Source organism: Sphingopyxis sp. GW821-FHT12C06 (assembly GCF_058807415.1).
Genome location: NZ_JBXAQR010000007.1, coordinates 17,282 through 35,079, shown reverse-complemented (window position 1 = coordinate 35,079; position 17,798 = coordinate 17,282). Strand labels below are relative to the sequence as shown.

Sequence of the window (17,798 nt, the reverse complement as noted above, 5' to 3'; positions counted from 1 at the left end):
TGATATGATCGCTTTTGCAAAACTGCGCCCGATCCGCACCGGATCCATTGCGGCCTCCGCGCTCGCGCTGCTGTTTGCGGCGGGCCCGGCGCATACGCAAGACAGGACGCACACCGAACCCGCACCGGTGGCGGATCATCACATCCATATCCAGAGCGCGCTGATTTCCGATTTTCTGCGCGAGATGAAAGCCAAGGTTCCCGAGGCTTTCGATGACATATCCGATGATATCTTCACCGAACGTAGCGGCGCCGACGCGATACGCGAGCTTGATCGTGCGGGCATCCGTCAGGGCGTGCTGTTGTCGACAGGTTATATGTTCGGCTTCACCCAGGCCACACTCGAACCTGCGGAAATGGCGCGGCGCATGCGAGCGGAAAACCGTTTCAACGTCGATGCCGCGCTCGCGTCGGAGGGCCGGCTTGTCGCATTTGTCGGGATCAATCCCTTTACGTCCAATGCGCTGGGCGAACTGGATTACTGGTCGCGCCAACGCGGCGCATCGGGGGTCAAGCTGCATCTGGGCAACAGCGGTTTCGATCCGGGCAATGCCGCACAGGTGGCCAAGCTGGCGACCTTCTTCGCCGCCGCAAGCAAGGCTCGTATGCCGCTCGTCGTCCATCTGCGCGGTGCGGCGCCCTTTACCGCCGCCAATGTGCAAATCTTCATCGATAAAATATTGTCGCAGGCGGGCGACTTGCCCGTGCAGATTGCGCATGGCGGCGGCTATGGCGGCGTCGATCAGCCGACCCTCGATGCGCTGGCGGCCTATGGTGACGCGATCACGCGCAAGGCACCCGGCACAGCCAATCTGGTCTTCGACATTTCCGCGGTCGTACAATTCGACGCCGCCGCTGTGCAGTCGAAGGACGATAGCGACAAGCGGACACCCACCGAGCGCGCTACCGCTTATGTGGCATTGATGCGCGATGTCGGAATGGAACGCTTCGTGCTCGCGAGCGACTGGCCGGCGCTGCACCCGCCCGCAGAATATTTCCTGAAGGAAAAGGCACAGCTTCCTGTGACCGAAACCGAATGGGCAAAGCTCTGTGCGAACCTTGCGCCCTATCTGCGGGCCGACTGGATGCGCAAGCGTGCGGGCGGAACAGAGTAACACATGCACGGTGCTCGTCTGACGGCAGCCGTTATTCCCGCTTTTTCGGGTCGGATATGTCGTGTGCGTCCGGCTTTCTGTCCGGGGCGCCTTCCTGCAATTCGGGGCGCGCAGCCGCGACGGCCGGCAGGGCCCGCGCGGTCTCGCCTATTGCCCGAAGTCGGGGAAATGGCTGCAAGTCGACTGAATATCGCTCGGCACTGTCTATCTGCGGGACGAGATAGCAGTCTGCCAGCGTCGGCGTGTTGCCGAAGGTGAAGACGCCACTGTGCCGCTCGACGAGGGTTTCGAGTGCGGCGAAGCCCTGGGTGATCCAGCGGGCGATCCACGTCTTCACCTGCGGATTGGTTGCCCCGAAATCGCTGCGGATCGCATTGAGCACGCGCAAATTGTTGAGAGGGTGAATGTCGCAGGCAATGAGCGCTGCCATGCCGCGAACGATTGCGGCTTCGTCGATATTCTCCGGGAGCAGCGCCGGCGCCGGCCATTTGGCATCGATCCATTCGAGGATGGCAGGGCTTTCGATCAGTATCTGCGTCTCATGTTCGAGAGCCGGGACGAGGCCATGGGGGGCGATCTGCAAATAGGCAGCGCTGCGCTGATCTCCGGCGAGAAGGTCAATTGGCAGTTGCCGGTAGGCGAGGCCCTTGAGACCCAGTGCGATGCGGACCCTGTAGGCGGCGCTTGAGCGCCAGAAGCCGTGAAGGAGAATTTCGGTCATGCGGACGAATTAGAAGCCCGCCGCCGCTACGGCAACACTGATCGGTGGAAGCCGCGCTGATACCTGTGCTGCGGTGTGGCTGCTGCCTTCTATTCGCCGCCTCTTAACCGGGAAGCCGCCCCGGGCGGCCGCGCGACTCGGTCGTTCTGGCCCATTCGGCGAGATTGCCTTCCCGCTTGATCGTCTTCAGGCATATCAATGTTGCAAGGCGCTGGACGCCCGGCAGCTTTGACAGAGTGTGGCGGAGCAACTCGTCAAGATGTTCGGCAGACCTCGAGAAGATTTTGAGCAAATAGTCACTCTCGCCGGCGGTGGTGTGGCATTCGACCACGGCGGGATGCGCCAGCACGGCAGCCTCGAACTCGGTGTGCGCGTCGAACCGGATCTGTACTTCGACGAAACTTAAGACCGCGAGCCCGAGCGCCATCGGGTCGAGCTGCGCGGCATAGCCCTCGATAATGCCGCTCTTTTCGAGGCTCTTTACCCTCGACCAGCAGGGCGACTTGGACAGCCCGACATGCTCCCCAAGCTCGGCGTAGGATTGCCGGCCGTCGCGTTCGAGTTCGGCAATGATCTTCCAGTCCAGCTTGTCCATGCGTTCCGTTCCGAATCAATTTCACGCGAGGATAGGGCGGCATTTTTCAGTTAGAAAGAACAATGTTCTGATATTGATCATTCAGCGAGAACAAAATCACATTATCATCGCCCTTCCAACCGAAAATCCGGACAATGTTCGTGCGCTCCCGCGCTAGTTTTCGTGTTGCAAATGCAGGAGGGGCCCTTGGCCGCGACACATATATTCGACGTCCCGCCCGAGGGCGTTTCGGCAGATTGGACAATGCCGCAAAACTGGGCGGCGTTTACCGTCAGGCAGCATGAGACATGGCGAACCTTGTTCGATCAGCAATCGGTGGCGCTCGATGGTTATGCGTGCCGCTCCTTTTTCGAAGGCCTCGGCATGCTCCGGCAACTGCGCCCGGGCGTTCCGGATTTTGCCGAACTCAACGCGCTTCTTAAGCCAGCGTCCGGCTGGGAGGTTGTCGCGGTTCCCGGCTGGATTCCGAACAAGCCCTTTTTCGAACATCTCGCGAACAAGCGCTTTCCGGCCGCAAATTTCATTCGCCCGCCCGAGCAAATCGCATACAGCGAAGAGCCCGATATGTTTCACGACATATTCGGTCATGTGCCGATGCTGGCCGACCCGGCCTTTTCCGATTTTCTTGTCGCTTATGGCGAGGCAGGCCTGCGCGCCGAAAAGCTCGGGGCGTCCGACTATCTCGGGCGGCTCTGGCTTTACACGGTCGAATTTGGTCTCGTCGTCGAAGACGGGGAACTGCGCGCCTTCGGCGGCGGCCTCATGTCGAGCTTTGCCGAGACGGTTTCGGCGCTGACCTCACCCGAACCGAACCGCATCTGGCTCGATATCGAGCGCGTGATGCGCACCCGTTATCATTTCGACGAGTTCCAGCGCATCTATTTCGTCGTTGCGGGCTTCGAGGAATTGCTGCGCGCGACCGAGGAAACTGACTTTGCGAGCGTTTACCGGAAAATCGCGGGCGAGAGGGTGCTCGAACCCGACGATGTTTGCCCAGGCGACTTGCTTTATGAAGGAAATCTTCCGCCGGCTCCTCGGGCGCCAGGCGTTTTGACCGGGAAGGCGTCACGATGATCAGGCAGACCAAGGAAGATGGCACCGATATTTTCGAGACCGAGATCGACGGTGAAACGATCCAGTGGGATAACGGGCTGACCTATGCGCGGCACCTTCAGACTGCGCGGCTGCTCTCGGCGCAGGTGCCGGTGTCGGACAAGCCCGACGAGATGCTGTTCATCATCATGCACCAGACGATGGAGCTGTGGATCAAGTTGGTGCTGCACGAGGGGCGACTGGTCCTCGACGCGATCAAGGCCGACCGGCTCGAGATTGCGGGGAAGGGGCTCGATCGCATCGCGACGATCCAGCGGCACATGATCCATAGCTGGGAGGTGCTGGCAACCCTGACCCCGCACGACTTCCTGACCTTCCGCGGTTTTCTGCGCCGGGCCTCGGGGTTTCAGTCGCAGCAATATCGCGAGCTTGAATATCTGCTCGGCAACAAGCGCGAGGATATGATGATCGTCCACAAGGACGATGGCGAGGCGATGGCGCGCCTGCGCGCTACGTTCGAGGCGCCGTCGCTCTACGACGAACTGTTGCGGCTGCTCGCGCGGCGTGGCTTCGATATTCCGGCGGGCACTCTCAATCGCGACTGGACGAAACCCTATGCAGCGTCGGAGGCAGTCGAGGACGCGTGGCTGAAAATCTACACCGACGTCGACGCGCATTGGGACCTCTACACGCTGGCGGAAAAGATCACCGCGCTCGAATATTATTTCCAGGAGTGGCGTTTCAAGCACATGAAGACCGTCGCGCGTGTGATCGGGCACAAGCCCGGCACCGGCGGATCGTCGGGGGTCAATTATCTGGTGAAGGCGTTAGACCTCAGCTTCTTCCCCGAACTCTGGTCGATGCGGACACGCATGGCGGCGCCGCGCGAGGGCGGCGATTATAGCTCCGTTGAAGGGGCAGGGGCATGAGCCGCATCTGGGACATTTCGCAGCCGCTGCACGCCGCGGTTCCGGTGTGGCCGGGTGAGCCGGCGTTCGCGCTTCACAGTCATGCGGTGATCGGCGATGGCTGTCCGGTCAATGTCGGTGGCATGTTTACGCCGCTACACGCGGGGACGCATGGCGATGCGCCGCTGCATTATGCCACTGACGGTGCTTCGTCGGCCGACTGCGAGCTTGATGCCTATATCGGGCCGTGCGTGCTGCTCGACATGCGTCATGCGCGCGGCCGCGTCGAGATCGGCGATATCGACTGGGATGCGATCGAAGGCGCCGAGCGTGTGCTGCTGCGCACCTATGAGCAATTTCCGCACGAGCAATGGGACAGCGATTTCACCGCGATCTCCAGCGATGTCATAGCACGGCTCGGCGCCATGGGCGTCCGCCTGATCGGCACCGATGCCGCTTCGCTGGACCCCGAACAGTCGAAAACGCTCGACGCGCATCAGGCGGTCAAGGCTGCCGATATGCGGATATTGGAGGGGCTCGTCCTCGATGACGTCCCGCCGGGGCCATATGAACTTATTGCGCTGCCGCTTCGCATCGTTGGTGCCGATGCCAGTCCGGTGCGTGCCATCTTGAGGGAAATCGCATGACCGACACGATCCTTGCCAACGACGTGGAGGCGCTCGACGCCGTCGATCCGCTCGCGCCTTTTCGCGATCGCTTTCAACTGCGCGAAGGGCTCATCTATCTCGACGGCAATTCGCTCGGCGCGCTGCCCAAGGCAACGGGCGCGCGGCTCGCCAAGGTGGTTGCCGATGAATGGGGTGAGGGCTTGATTACCTCCTGGCTCGGCGCCGAATGGTCGACCGCGCCGCGGCGCATCGGTGATAAGATCGGGCGGCTGCTCGGCGCGAACCCGGGCGAGATCGTTGCGACCGATTCGACGTCGGTGAATATCTTCAAGGCGTTGACAGCCGCACTTTCGTTGCGACGTGAGCGGACGGTGATCCTGTCGGAAGCGACGAACTTCCCCACCGACGTCTATATGATGCAGGGCATCGAGGCCTTTTCGGGCGGGCGCGTGAAGGCGGTCACTGTCGCTCCCGACGATGTGGTCGATGTGCTGAACGACGATGTCGCCGTGCTGTTACTCACGCAAGTTCACTATAAGTCGGGCCGCGTCCGGGACATGGCTGCGATCACTAAGCGCGCGCATGAGGTCGGGGCGCTCGTCGTCTGGGACCTCAGCCACAGCGCAGGTGCGATCAAGGTCGACCTGAATGGTTCCAATGCCGATTTCGCGATTGGCTGCGGCTATAAGTTCCTGAATGGCGGTCCCGGTGCGCCGGCTTTCCTGTTCGCCGCCGCACGCCATCATGCGGCGACGCCGGTGCTGTCGGGCTGGTTCGGCCATGCGCGACCTTTCGCCTTTGAAGAAGATTATGATCCCGCTGCCGGGATCGAACGTTTCCAGTGCGGAACGCCGCCGGTGCTTGGTCTCGCTGCACTCGAAGTCGGCGTCGACCTGATCCTCGAAGCCGATATGGCCGAGGTGCGCCGTAAGTCGCTCGCGCTCGGCGACCTGTTCATCGAGCGGATGCAGCCTTTGTGCGAGGCCTATGGCTTCGAGCTGGTGAGCACGCAGGGTCATGCGGAACGCGGCAGTCAGGTCGCTTACGCGCATCCGCAGGGTTACCAGATCGTGCAGGCGCTCAAGGAATTTGATGTGGTCGCCGATTTCCGCGCACCCGACATTTTGCGCTTCGGGCTGACGCCGCTGTACCTCCGTTATCGCGATATCGTTGAAACGGTCGAGCGGCTCGAAAGGGTCTGCGCGACGCGCGCATGGGACAAGCCGCAATATCTTCAACGGGCGGCGGTGACATGATCGACGTGTCGGCACCCTTCCTGCCCAAATCGCGGGTTGCCGCGGTGCAGGCCGCTCCCGTCTTCCTCGATACGGCGCGCACGGTCGACAAAGCCTGCGCGCTGATCGCCGAGGCCGCGAACAACGGCGCGCAGCTTGTCGCCTTCCCCGAGGTGTTCGTGTCCGCCTATCCCTATTGGAACTGGCTGATGACGCCGATCGAGGGCGCCGAGTGGCATGAGCGCCTCTATCGCGCGTCGCTTTTGATCGACGGGCCCGAGGTTACCGCGCTGTGCGCCGCGGCGCGCGATCATGGCTGCACCGTCGTCATCGGCATCAACGAGCGCGACCCGGTGAGCATCGGCACACTCTATAACACCAACCTGATCATCGGCGCCGACGGCAGCTTGCTCGGGCGGCATCGCAAGCTGGTCCCGACGTGGGCCGAGAAGCTCACATGGGCGGGCGGCGATGGCAGCTCGATCCGCGTCTATGACACGCCGGTCGGGCCGCTTGGTACGCTGGCGTGCGGCGAGAATACCAACACGCTCGCGCGCTTCGCGCTGCTGTCGCAAGGCGAGCTTGTCCATGTCGCCAACTATATTGCGCTGCCCGTCGCGCCCGCGGCCTATAATATGGCCGAAGCGATCAAGATCCGCGCGACCGCGCACAGCTTCGAGGGCAAGGTGTTCACGATCGTCGCCTGTTCGGCGGTGAGCGAGGAAATTATCGCGGCGATGTCCGAGGGTCGCCCGCAGAACCGCGAACTTCTGTCGCGCCCGAACAGCGCCTTTTCGGGCGTCATCGATCCGCACGGCAATCTGGTCGGCGAGGCGCTGATCGACGAGGAAGGCATCGTCTATGCCGATATCGACCTTGGCGACTGTATCCGCCCCAAGCTGATGCACGACATCATCGGCGGCTATAACCGCTTCGACATCTTCAACCTGACGGTCGACCGGACCCCCCGCGCTTCGGCCCATTTCATGGACCTGCCGCAGTCGGCGGCCGATCCGGACGAGGAGAAGCCGTCATGACGGGAAATTCCACGATCATCGATCCGCGCGACGATGTGCTGGGGCGGGCGCGCGTTACCGACACCCCCGAACTCGAAGCCTTTTACGAGGAATTAGCCGGGCAGAATGCGGGCGCCTTCTGGAAGCGCGCCAATGCGATCGAGCCTTGGGAACCCGAAACGCGCTATCGCCCGACGCTCTGGCGCTATGCCGTCATGCGCGACATGTGCCTGCGCGCGCTTGATCTGGTGAAGCCCGAAGAGGCCGGGCGCCGCGTCGTGACCTTGCTCAACGACAGCGAGGCAGGGCGTGAGAATGTCGCGGTGTGCGGCTGGCTGTTCAGCGGAATGCAGGCGATGCGCCCCGGCGAAATCACCCCCGCGCACCGCCACACCGCCTCGGCGCATCGCTTCATCATGGAGGGGAAGGGCGCTTACACGGTCGTCGACGGGCACCATATCACCTTGGGCGCCAACGACTATGTGCTGACCCCGAACGGCGCTTGGCACGACCATGGCGTCGTCGCCGAGGGCGAGGTGTCGATCTGGCAGGACGGACTCGACATCCCGCTGATGAACAGCCTCGAGACCAATTTTTACGCGGTCTATGATCAGCCCGCGCAGACGGCGGCGTTCCCCGCAGACGACCTGCCGCTGAGCTATGGCGGCGCGGGACTGCGGCCCGAAGGCGTGTCGGCATGGGAGAAGCCCTATTCGCCCGTGATGGTCTATCGCTGGGAAGCGACGCGCGACGCGCTGTGGAACCTCGCGAAAGTGTCCGACGGCACGCCGTTTGACGGGCATATGGTGCGCTATTCAAACCCGCTGACCGGCGGCTGGGCGCTCCAGACGATGGGCGCGCATATGCAGCTGCTCAAACCCGGATTTCGCGGCAAAGCGCACCGCCACACGGGCAATGTCGTCTATAATGTCGCGAGTGGCCGCGGCTATTCGATCATCGGCGGCGAGCGGTTCGACTGGGCAATGCACGACATTTTCTGCGTACCCGCATGGACCTGGCACGAGCATGTCAATCTCGACGCGTCCGAAGAGGCCTTCCTCTTCTCGTTCAACGATTTTCCCGTGATGGAGGCGCTCGGCGTCCGGATCGAGGAACCCTATTCCGATCATGGCGGCCATCAGCCCGCCTGACAATCCAGACAGACAGGACAGATAATGCGCTTCGTGACATATCGCACGGTCGAAACCGAACCCCGGCTCGGCCTTCTCCACGACGGGCTTGTGATCGACGTCGAATATTTCGGTGACGCGATCGGGCATGACCTGCCCTCGACGATGCTCGATTTCATCGACCTCGGGCCGATTGCCGTGCGCTTCCTTCAGGAAGCTATCGTCGCGGCGACCGCCGCCGATCTGATCGGCACCTCGCTTCCCGAGGGCAATGTCACCTTGCTCGCTCCGATTCCGCGCCCGCGCAAGAACATCTTCGGTATCGGGCTGAACTATACCGAGCATGTCGCCGAATCCGCGCGTTCGCTCGACACGTCAGACGCGCTGCCCAAACAGCCGGTGATCTTCTCGAAACCTCCGACCGCCGTCGTCGCATGGAACGATCCGATCCGCCACAATGCGAAGGTGACGCAGCAACTCGACTGGGAAACCGAGCTTGCCGTGATCATCGGCAGCACAGCGCGCCATATCGCGGAGGTTGACGCGTTGAACCATGTGTTCGGTTACACCGTCATCAACGACGTCAGCGCGCGCGATTGCCGCCGTGCGGGGCAGTGGATCGTGTCGAAGGGGCAGGACAGCTTCGCGCCGATGGGGCCGTGCATCGTCACCGCCGACGAAATCGGTGATCCGCACAATCTCGATATCTTGACCCACGTCAACGGCGTCGAGAAGCAGAACAGCAACACGCGCTTCATGCTGTTCAACGTCAACCAGCTGATCGCCGACATTTCGAGCGTCATGACTTTGGAGCCCGGCGATATCATCGCGACCGGGACGCCTGCGGGCGTCGGCGCAGGGCGCGACCCGCAGGAGTTCATGTGGCCGGGCGACGTTGTCGAATGCACGGTCGAAGGGATCGGCACGCTGCGCAACCCGATCGTTGCGGTCTGAGGAGGCATATGATGACCAGGCCAATCCGTGTCGGGCAGATCGTGCCCAGCTCGAACGTCACGATGGAAACCGAGATTCCGGCACTGCTCCGGGCCCGGGAAAGCATCGCGCCCGAACGCTTCACCTTCCATTCGTCGCGGATGCGGATGAAGAAGGTGACGAAGGAGGAACTCGCCGCGATGGACGCGGATTCGGATCGCTGCGCGTTCGAACTGTCGGACGCTGCGGTCGACGTGCTCGGCTATGCCTGCCTCGTCGCGATCATGAGTATGGGCGAGGGGTATCATCGCGTGTCGGAGGCGCGTCTCCACCAGCGGACGGTCGAGAATGGGCACGCCGCGCCCGTGGTCACGAGCGCCGGTGCGCTGATCGAGGGGCTCGCCGTTTTGAAGGCGAAGCGCATCGCGCTGGTTGCACCCTATATGAAGCCGCTCACCCGGATGGTCGTCTCCTACATCGAGAATGAAGGGGTTGCGGTATCGGATTGGCTCGCGCTTGAAATCCCCGACAATCTGGAAGTCGCGGCGCAGGATCCCGCCAATCTTCTCGACCATTATAAGCGGCTCGACCTGACCGGCATCGACGCGCTCGTCCTGTCGGCATGCGTCCAGATGCCCTCGCTGCCGTCGGTACAGAAAATCGAGGATGCAATCGGCTTGCCCGTGGTGTCGGCGGCGATCTGCACCGCGCACCAGATGCTCGCGCGCCTTGGATTGTCGACTGAGGTTCCAGGCGCGGGCGCGCTGCTTTCTGGCCGATACTGAGAACGCGCCGTGCGGTTTGGCGGGGTCAGAGCAAGTCGATGGGGCTCGCCAGGCCGGTTGCAAGGCCGGGTAACACGACACCTTGCGATGCCCGAGGTGGAAAGAAGCATCGAGCTGCACAGCAGCGTTGCGGACAGGGCCAAGGGCCGACGCGCTGTCGTCCAAATTTTCCGGGAAAGAGGGTGTTAGCCGTGCAAGCTCATCAACGAGTCCATCAGCCCCTCGTCGGCGCTCGAACAGACGCCAAGGACCAGCGCCTCCTCAAATCCCTCGTCCACAACATAGGCGTGGCCCATTGATGAATCGAGATAAATGCCTTCGCCCGCCCCAAGCGTCACGGGATCGTAGAATTCGGTGAGGATCTGGATCCGTCCCTCGATGACATAGATGAATTCCTCGCCCTGGTGCCGGACCAGGTCACCGAATTCGCGCGCGCTGTGGGCGCGAATTCGGGTGATAAGCGGGATCATCCGTTTCTGGCGCAGGTCGGTGCACAGATAGTGATAATCATAATTGTCGGTCGTGACCCGCACCGCATTGTCGATCGTGCCGATGCTGCGTCGGCCGGTCACGCGGGGCGAATTACTTTCCCCGTCCTCGGCGAACAGATCGGACATGCGGATGCTGAGCCGCTGACTCAATTGCTGAAGCTTGTCATAGCTCAGCGTCAGCCGGTCGTGCTCGACCTTGGACAGCGTCGATACGGGAATTCCAGAATGGGCGCTCATTTCCTTGAGCGTCCAGCCGTTTCGGGCGCGAATCCCTCGCATCACCTCGCCGAGCGTCGGCGGTTTCGTTCCATCCGCCATCAGCTGCTCCATTCCATGTTTGACAATTTTCTAATCAGGATCATTATGTCCCCAGCGGGCTAATAGATGTTAGCCCCATAGGTAAAGGGTCGCGCGGCTTGCTGCAAGGTTTCGCAAGCGCACCCAGGGAGAGGGGATAAAGCGATGCGGTTCATTCGCAAGCTGATGATTGGATTGGCGGCGCTGACGGCGCTGCCGCTGGCGGCACAGGGCCCTGTGCTGCAAAAACCGGCGCCGAAGGCAGAAAGCCGGATCCTGCCCGTGCCGGCGATGCCTGCCAAGCCCGTCGCGCTCGATGCGGCCGACCTGGAGGCCTGGCTCGACGGTTTCCTTCCCTATGCGCTGGAACGCGCGCGGATCGCGGGTGCGGTCGTCGTCGTTGTGCGCGGGGATGGCCCGGTGCTGCAGAAGGGCTATGGCTTTTCTGACGTTGCCTCGCGCAAGCCCGTATCGCCCGAAACGACACTTTTCCGCCCCGGATCGGTGTCGAAACTCGTGACCTGGACCGCGGTGATGCAGCAGGTCGAGGCGGGCAAGCTTGATCTCGACAAGGACGTCAACGCCTATCTCGATTTCAGGATTCCGCCGTTCGACGGCAAGCCGGTGACGCTGCGCCACATTATGACGCACTCCGCAGGCTTCGAGGAATCGGTGCGTCATCTGATCAGCAGCGATCCCAAGGCGGTGATGCCGCTCAAGAAGCTGATGCCGCTCGCGTTGCCGCAGCGGGTTTTCGCGCCGGGCACGACGCCCGCCTATTCCAACTATGCCACCTCGCTCGCCGGCTACATCGTCGAGCGCGTCAGCGGCATGCCGTTCGATGATTATGTCGACCAGCGAGTCTTTGGCCCACTCGGCATGGCACATTCGACCTTTCGTCAGCCGCTTCCGGCGGCCTTGAAACCCTTCATGTCGAGCGGTTATTCGACGGTGGCCGAGAAAGCGAAGCCGTTCGAGATCATTGTTCCGGCGCCCGCGGGCAGCCTGTCGGCGAGCGGCGCCGACATGGGTAAGTTCATGATGGCGCACCTCAATAATGGCGGGGTGCTGTTGAAACCCGAAACCGCGAAGATGATGCATGATTTCCGCGCCACAGGCGGGGTCGCACCACTGAACGCCATGGCGCTCGGCTTCTATGAGCAGCAGGTCAATGGTCATCGCGCGATCGCGCATGGCGGAGATACGGTGTGGTTCCACAGCTATTTGTGGCTGTTCCCCGATTCGGATATCGGCGTCTTCATCTCGATGAACAGCGCTGGTGCTGCAGGCGCCTCGGGTGCGGTGCGCAGTGCGCTGTTCCACAAATTTGCTGATCGTTACCTGCCAGGCGGAGCCAAGCCCGGCCGGGTTGATGCCGAAACCGCGCGTCAGCATGCCGCAATGCTCGCGGGCCACTATGTCAGCAGCCGCGGCGCCTTCACCAATTTCATGAGTATCCTGGGTTTGCTCGGTCAGACCAAAGTCGTGGTCGGCGAGGATGGCAAGATCGCGATCCCCGGGATGGACGGCGGGAGCGCGAGCGCGCGTGACTGGGTCGAGGTCGAGCCCTTTGTGTGGCGCGATACCGCCACGGGCGAGCGGCTTGCTGCCGAAGTGAAGGACGGCAGGGTTGTGCGCTTCAGCGTCGATGAGGCGTCGCCGTTCGTGGTGTTCGAGCCGGCATCGACGGGCGAGAACACCGCGTGGCTGACCCCCGCGCTCATCGCATCGCTTCTACTCGTGCTGCTCGCGGCGCTGGCGTGGCCGGTGCGGGCGCTGGTCCGCCGCAACTTCGGCGCGTCGTTTGCGCTCGAAGGCAAGGCGCGGCGCGCATGGCGGCTGTCGCGGCTGTTCGCGTGGCTCGTCATCGCGGCGGTCGCCGGGTGGCTGGCGCTGATCATGGCCTTCTCGGCCGATATCGGCGCGATTGGTGGCCCGCTCGACTGGCTGATCATCCTGCTCCGCATCCTGACGCCGATCGCTACGCTTGGTCTGCTGGCAACCGCCGCATGGCATTTGTGGCTGTGCTGGACCGGCAAGCGGCGCTGGACGATGAAGGTCGGTGCGGTGCTGCTCATGCTCGCGGCGCTTGTGCTCGTGTGGGTAATGCTGCGCTTCAACCTCTATGGCTTCAGCATGGTCTACTGATGGCCACGCTGAGCACGCAGCGGCTGGCGCTCGACCTTCGGGTCGAGCGCTTCCCTTATCATCGGCCCTTCCGCATCTCGGGCCATGTCTTCACAGAGACCGCGCTGCTCGTCGCCGAAATATCGGACGGCGAACATCGCGGATATGGCGAGGGTGCGGGAGTCTATTATCTCGGCGACGATATCGAGCATATGCTGGCCGAGGCGACCCGTGTGCGTCCGGCGATCGAGCAGGGCGCGACGCGCGAGGAATTGCAGTATCTTTTGCCCCCCGGCGGTGCCCGCAATGCGCTTGACTGTGCGTTCTGGGATCTCGAGGCAAAGCGCGGCGGCCAGCCGGTATGGGAACTGGCCGGACTGAAGCCGCCGCGGGCGCTGCCGTCGACGCTGACGCTCGGCGCCGACAGCGCCGGGAATATGGCGAAGGCCGCGCTCGCGCTCGATCCTGCGGCGCCGATCAAGGTCAAGCTGACTGGCGACCTGCGCGACGATATCGCGCGCATCGTAGCGGTGCGCACGGCGCGGCGCGACGCGTGGATCGGCGTCGATGCCAATCAGGGCTATGACATCGCGGGGCTTGCCGAATTGCTGCCGGTCCTCGCCGATACCGGAGTGGCGCAGCTCGAACAGCCCTTGCGCCGCGGGCGGGAGGCCGACCTCGACGGGCTGAAACGTCCCTTGCCCTTCGTTGCCGATGAAAGCGCGGTCACCTTCGCCGACACGGTGTCGCTCGTCGGGCGGTTCGATGTCGTCAATATCAAGCTCGATAAATGCGGCGGCCTGACCGAAGGGCTGGCGATCGCGCGGCAGGCGCGCTTGCTCGGCCTCGATGTCATGGTCGGCAATATGATGGGTTCCAGCCTGTCGATGGCGCCCTCCTATGTCCTCGGACAGCTGTGCGACATCGTCGATCTTGATGGCCCGACCTTTCTGGCCCGCGATCGCGAGCCCGGCGTAAGCTATCGCGACGGCATGATCCATTGCCCGGGAAGCATCTGGGGTGAATAGCGAAATATCCTATTTAGGTTGACATTTCTCTAATTGGGACAATAGTCAAAAAAAAGAAATCTTCTTGGGAGAGGGTCCAGTGAGCAATAATATACCGCTATCGCGCCGCGCCTTGGTTGCCGGCGTGGTAGGCACCGCCTTGTCGGTCCCGATGATCAATCGCGGCGCCTTTGCCTTTGCCGCCGCACCGGGGCGCAGCTATTCGCGCCGCGCTGTCGATCTGGTCGCTTCGTCGCTGGTCATCGACATGCTCGCGCCGCTGAAGATTACCATGTCTGAAGACTATGTCGCGCATCGCCTGACCGACGAGGAAGCGGCCGAGTTCCGCGCCAGCGGCATCACCGGATTTCACAATGCCTTTGGGCTTGGCGGTCCCGATGCCCGCGCGCAGGCGCTCGAATATATGGCGGCGTGGCAGGGCTTTGCCGGGCGCAACACCCATGTCTTCACGCTGGTGGACGGGGTTGCCGATCTCGACCGGGCCAAGAAGGACGGCAAATGCGCCGTCATCATGGGCATCCAGAATGCCGAGCAATTCCAGAGCGTCGCGGATGTCGCGCTGTTCCGCCGGCTGGGCCTGCGCTGCGCCCAGCTCACCTATAACACGCAAAACATGCTGGGGTCGGGAAGCACTGAGCGCGTCGACGGCGGGGTCAGCGACTATGGCGCAGCGATCATCGCCGAAATGGAAAAGACGAAGATGCTCGTCGACGTGTCGCATTGCGGCGACAAGACCACCCTCGACGCGATCGAGATCGCCAAGGGGCCGATTGCGATCACCCACAGCAATGCCCGCGCGCTGATCAACCATCCGCGGGTCAAAACCGATGAGGCGATCAAGGCGCTCGCAGCGAAGGGCGGGGTGATGGGCATCACCGGGGTACGCATGTTTATCCGCACGACCGATCCAACCAACGTCGGGCACATGGTCGATCATATCGACCATGTCGCAAAGCTGGTCGGGGTCGAGCATGTCGGGATCGGCTCCGACGCCGATCTCCATGGCTATGACGACATGAAGCCCGAGGAATATGCCGCGCTGAAGGCGGGATACAAGGGCAGCTATGCCTTTCGCGACAAGATCGACATCGACGGCTTCGATCATCCCCGCAAGGTCTTCGACCTCACCGAGGAACTGATCCGTCGGGGCTATTCGAACGATAACATCCGGGCCGTCCTCGGGGGCAATTTTCGCCGTTTGTTGGCGCAAGTGTGGGGGGGCGGACAATGAAGCGGGGATATATGTTGCCGGGAGGCCGGTAGCCGCCATGCCGCCGCATTCGATCTTTCGCCCTGCCCGGCAACGCGGGGTGGACGGCGCAAATATATGTTCGAAACCTGACTGGTAACGGGGACTTCTTTCCGGTTCCGGAGCCGCGAGCGCCTTGGGCCGTCACAACTATGTTGTCGCAGTGCCGATTCAACCACGAACGGTCGGTCTGGCCATTGATTTTGGATATTGGGAAAGCAATTGGATCATATTCTTGTGAAAGAAGACGCTAAAGTCCGCGCCGGCGGGTATTCGCTCCCAAGCCCCTACCTGCTGTTTCTTGGCGACACAACCGAAGCGGGTTATGCCAAAACCGCGTTCGGTTTGGCGGACTGGGCTGCCGACCGATGCGTCGGCGAATTCGCGATGGATGGCTGTACCGTCACGACCGGACTGCCACGCCTGTCGCCGGCTGAAGCGCTGGCGGCGGGTGCGCAGTCGCTGGTGATCGGAGTCGCCAATTTTGGTGGAGTGATCGATGACAAGTGGGTCACTGCGCTGATCGGGGCGATGGAGGCGGGCCTCGACATCGTCAGCGGACTCCACGTTCGGCTGGCGAGCCAGCTCGCGCTGGCCGAAGCCGCACGACGCACCGGGAAACGGCTGATCGACGTGCGCATTCCGCCGCCCGCCATCCCGATCGGAAACGGGCGCAAGCGCAGTGGCAAGCGCTTGCTCACGGTTGGCACCGATTGCGCTCTCGGCAAGAAATATACTGCGCTCGCGCTGCATCGGGCCTTTGCCCAGCGCGGGATCGATGCGGATTTTCGTGCGACGGGCCAAACGGGGATCATGATCGCGGGAGGTGGCATGCCGATGGACGCGGTGGTTTCGGATTTCGAGGCGGGGGCGGCAGAAATATTGAGTCCGGACGCGCCCGATACGCATTGGGATTTGATCGAAGGGCAGGGGTCGATCTTCAATCCCGCCTATGCTGCGGTGTCGTTGGGCCTGCTCCACGGCAGCCAGCCTGACGTGTTCGTCGTATGCCATGACCCAACGCGCAAGGTGATCATGGGCATGGAACGCTTCGCATTGCCATCGATTGAAGAAGTCATCGACCTTACGATCCGGCTTGGCAGCCGCACCAATCCAGCAATTCGTTGCGGGGGTGTCAGCCTCAACACATCCAGTTTTGGCCCGGGCGAGGCGGACGCACTGATCGGTGCCGAGAGCCGCCGTCTCGGTCTGCCGGTCGCCGACCCGATCCGCGGCGGGGCGGCGTTCGACGCTCTCGTTGACGGCTGTCTCGCATGACCGCCGGCACTCGGTCCGGCGGGGCGAGCTGGTTCCAGCGCTTCCTTCTGCCTGGTTTCGCGTTGAAAGCCGTCATTATCGGTGGCGGCTATGCGACGGGGCGCGAACTCGCCGAGTATTTCGTGCCTTCGGGACCATGGGGCGGCCTTGCCGCGATGCTGCTTGCGACGCTTATATGGAGCGTCGTCGCGGCGCTGACCTTCGCTCTTGCACGCTCGCTTGGCGCATATGATTACCGAAGCTTTTTCAAAGGACTTCTTGGCCCCGCCTGGGTCGCATTTGAGGCCGCCTACATCATCTTCGTGGTCCTGATCCTCGCGGTGTTCGGCGCCGCAGCCGGGGCGATCGGTGCCGCCACTTTTGGCTGGCCAGAGGTTGTGGGATCGGTGCTGCTCGCGGTGTCGATCGTTGCGGTCACCGCTTGGGGGACCGCTGCAGTCGAGCAGATGTTCAAATATGTCTCGATTCTGCTCTATGCCGTCTACGGGCTTTTCCTCGTGCTCGCGCTTGCGAGCTTCGGCGGTCTGATCGGACAAAGTTTTGCCAATGCCCCGCCACCATCGGGGAACTGGATGGCGGGCGGGCTGACCTATGCGAGCTATAACATCGTTGGCGCGGTCGTGATCCTGCCGGTGCTGCGCCATCTCACCAGCCAGCGCGACGCAGTTGTCGCCGGGCTGATTGCGGGGCCATTGTCGATGCTGCCCGCGATCCTCTTCTTCGTCGCAATGATGGCATTTTATCCTGCGATCGGCGCCGAGACCTTGCCGTCTGATTTTCTGCTCCGCCAGATGACGGTACCGGGCTTTCAAATCCTGTTCCAGGTGATGATCTTTGCTGCGTTGCTCGAAAGCGGCGCGGGCGCCGTCCATGCGATCAATGAGCGTATATCGGGCGCGGTCGAGAGCCGCGGCCGCCCGGCGCTCAAACCCGCTGCGCGCGCGCTGATCGGTGCGGGGTTCCTGACCGGCTGCATGTTCGTCGCTGGAGAAATCGGGCTCGTCGACCTGATCGCGAGCGGCTATCGCTTCCTTGCCGCGCTGTTCCTGATGGTCTTTGTTGTGCCGCTGCTGACCGTTGGTGTCTGGCGCCTGCTGCGCGCCCGCCCGCGTTTGCCAATGGGGGGGCTTTTGTGAAAGCCACTCGCCGGTTACCTGCTCGCTGATGCAATTGGTCGCAGCACCTGCTTCATCCACGTCGGTCTGCTCC

The 17,798-nt window shown here is 62.5% G+C and carries 17 protein-coding genes; 14 read left to right on the top strand and 3 right to left on the bottom strand.

Going from position 1 to position 17,798, the window contains the following annotated elements:
- The first annotated feature begins 4 nt into the window (after positions 1 to 4).
- Entirely contained in the window at positions 5 to 1,114 is a 1,110-nt protein-coding gene (locus tag AC1RRJ_RS19550) for an amidohydrolase family protein (RefSeq protein WP_493125813.1), read from the top strand.
- A 31-nt stretch (positions 1,115 to 1,145) separates the two neighbouring features.
- Here AC1RRJ_RS19550 and maiA read toward each other — a convergent pair whose 3' ends face one another.
- The gene (gene maiA / locus AC1RRJ_RS19545) at positions 1,146 to 1,835 is read right to left on the bottom strand and encodes a maleylacetoacetate isomerase (RefSeq protein WP_493125811.1); all 690 of its coding nucleotides are present in this window, start codon (positions 1,833 to 1,835) and stop codon (positions 1,146 to 1,148) included.
- Positions 1,836 to 1,938: 103 nt separating this feature from the next.
- A complete protein-coding gene (locus tag AC1RRJ_RS19540; RefSeq protein WP_493125809.1) occupies positions 1,939 to 2,430 on the bottom strand; it encodes an Lrp/AsnC family transcriptional regulator in 492 nt (163 codons plus the stop codon).
- Positions 2,431 to 2,616: 186 nt separating this feature from the next.
- On the opposite strand from AC1RRJ_RS19540, the gene phhA reads away from it, so the two are divergent.
- From phhA to AC1RRJ_RS19500, 8 genes are read left to right on the top strand one after another with little or no spacing between them, the layout of a single operon-like run.
- Entirely contained in the window at positions 2,617 to 3,504 is an 888-nt protein-coding gene (gene phhA, locus AC1RRJ_RS19535) for a phenylalanine 4-monooxygenase (protein ID WP_493125807.1), read from the top strand.
- Positions 3,501 to 4,412: a tryptophan 2,3-dioxygenase gene (locus tag AC1RRJ_RS19530; protein WP_493125805.1), complete on the top strand. Its 912-nt coding sequence runs from the start codon at positions 3,501 to 3,503 to the stop codon at positions 4,410 to 4,412. Before phhA ends, AC1RRJ_RS19530 begins: the two co-directional genes overlap by 4 nt.
- Positions 4,409 to 5,038 (top strand): arylformamidase, encoded by a 630-nt coding sequence (gene kynB / locus AC1RRJ_RS19525; protein ID WP_493125803.1) that lies wholly within the window; start codon positions 4,409 to 4,411, stop codon positions 5,036 to 5,038. Before AC1RRJ_RS19530 ends, kynB begins: the two co-directional genes overlap by 4 nt.
- The gene (gene kynU / locus AC1RRJ_RS19520; RefSeq protein ID WP_493125801.1) at positions 5,035 to 6,276 is read left to right on the top strand and encodes a kynureninase; all 1,242 of its coding nucleotides are present in this window, start codon (positions 5,035 to 5,037) and stop codon (positions 6,274 to 6,276) included. Before kynB ends, kynU begins: the two co-directional genes overlap by 4 nt.
- Positions 6,273 to 7,292 carry a carbon-nitrogen hydrolase family protein gene (locus AC1RRJ_RS19515; protein ID WP_493125799.1) on the top strand — a complete coding sequence of 340 codons (1,020 nt, stop codon included), beginning with the start codon at positions 6,273 to 6,275 and terminating at the stop codon, positions 7,290 to 7,292. The genes kynU and AC1RRJ_RS19515 overlap by 4 nt, the downstream gene beginning before the upstream one ends.
- The gene (locus AC1RRJ_RS19510) at positions 7,289 to 8,422 is read left to right on the top strand and encodes a cupin domain-containing protein (protein WP_493125797.1); all 1,134 of its coding nucleotides are present in this window, start codon (positions 7,289 to 7,291) and stop codon (positions 8,420 to 8,422) included. The genes AC1RRJ_RS19515 and AC1RRJ_RS19510 overlap by 4 nt, the downstream gene beginning before the upstream one ends.
- Positions 8,423 to 8,446: 24 nt before the next feature.
- Positions 8,447 to 9,355, top strand: a complete 909-nt coding sequence (locus tag AC1RRJ_RS19505) for a fumarylacetoacetate hydrolase family protein (RefSeq protein WP_493125795.1) — start codon at positions 8,447 to 8,449, stop codon at positions 9,353 to 9,355.
- 8 nt (positions 9,356 to 9,363) lie between these two features.
- A complete protein-coding gene (locus AC1RRJ_RS19500; protein WP_493125793.1) occupies positions 9,364 to 10,119 on the top strand; it encodes a maleate cis-trans isomerase family protein in 756 nt (251 codons plus the stop codon).
- A 185-nt stretch (positions 10,120 to 10,304) separates the two neighbouring features.
- Here AC1RRJ_RS19500 and AC1RRJ_RS19495 read toward each other — a convergent pair whose 3' ends face one another.
- The gene (locus AC1RRJ_RS19495; RefSeq protein ID WP_493125791.1) at positions 10,305 to 10,928 is read right to left on the bottom strand and encodes a helix-turn-helix domain-containing protein; all 624 of its coding nucleotides are present in this window, start codon (positions 10,926 to 10,928) and stop codon (positions 10,305 to 10,307) included.
- A 144-nt stretch (positions 10,929 to 11,072) separates the two neighbouring features.
- Here AC1RRJ_RS19495 and AC1RRJ_RS19490 point away from each other — a divergent pair, with 144 nt between their 5' ends.
- From AC1RRJ_RS19490 to AC1RRJ_RS19470, 5 genes are all read left to right on the top strand, one after another.
- Positions 11,073 to 13,055 (top strand): serine hydrolase domain-containing protein, encoded by a 1,983-nt coding sequence (locus AC1RRJ_RS19490; RefSeq protein ID WP_493125789.1) that lies wholly within the window; start codon positions 11,073 to 11,075, stop codon positions 13,053 to 13,055.
- On the top strand, positions 13,055 to 14,062 hold the full coding sequence (locus AC1RRJ_RS19485; RefSeq protein WP_493125787.1) for a dipeptide epimerase: 1,008 nt from the start codon (positions 13,055 to 13,057) through the stop codon (positions 14,060 to 14,062). The genes AC1RRJ_RS19490 and AC1RRJ_RS19485 overlap by 1 nt, the downstream gene beginning before the upstream one ends.
- A 79-nt stretch (positions 14,063 to 14,141) precedes the next feature.
- Positions 14,142 to 15,293 carry a dipeptidase gene (locus tag AC1RRJ_RS19480; RefSeq protein WP_493125785.1) on the top strand — a complete coding sequence of 384 codons (1,152 nt, stop codon included), beginning with the start codon at positions 14,142 to 14,144 and terminating at the stop codon, positions 15,291 to 15,293.
- Between the two features lie 363 nt (positions 15,294 to 15,656).
- On the top strand, positions 15,657 to 16,589 hold the full coding sequence (locus AC1RRJ_RS19475) for an N-acetyltransferase DgcN family protein (protein WP_493125783.1): 933 nt from the start codon (positions 15,657 to 15,659) through the stop codon (positions 16,587 to 16,589).
- Entirely contained in the window at positions 16,586 to 17,725 is a 1,140-nt protein-coding gene (locus AC1RRJ_RS19470; protein WP_493125781.1) for a YkvI family membrane protein, read from the top strand. Before AC1RRJ_RS19475 ends, AC1RRJ_RS19470 begins: the two co-directional genes overlap by 4 nt.
- Positions 17,726 to 17,798 lie beyond the last annotated feature (73 nt).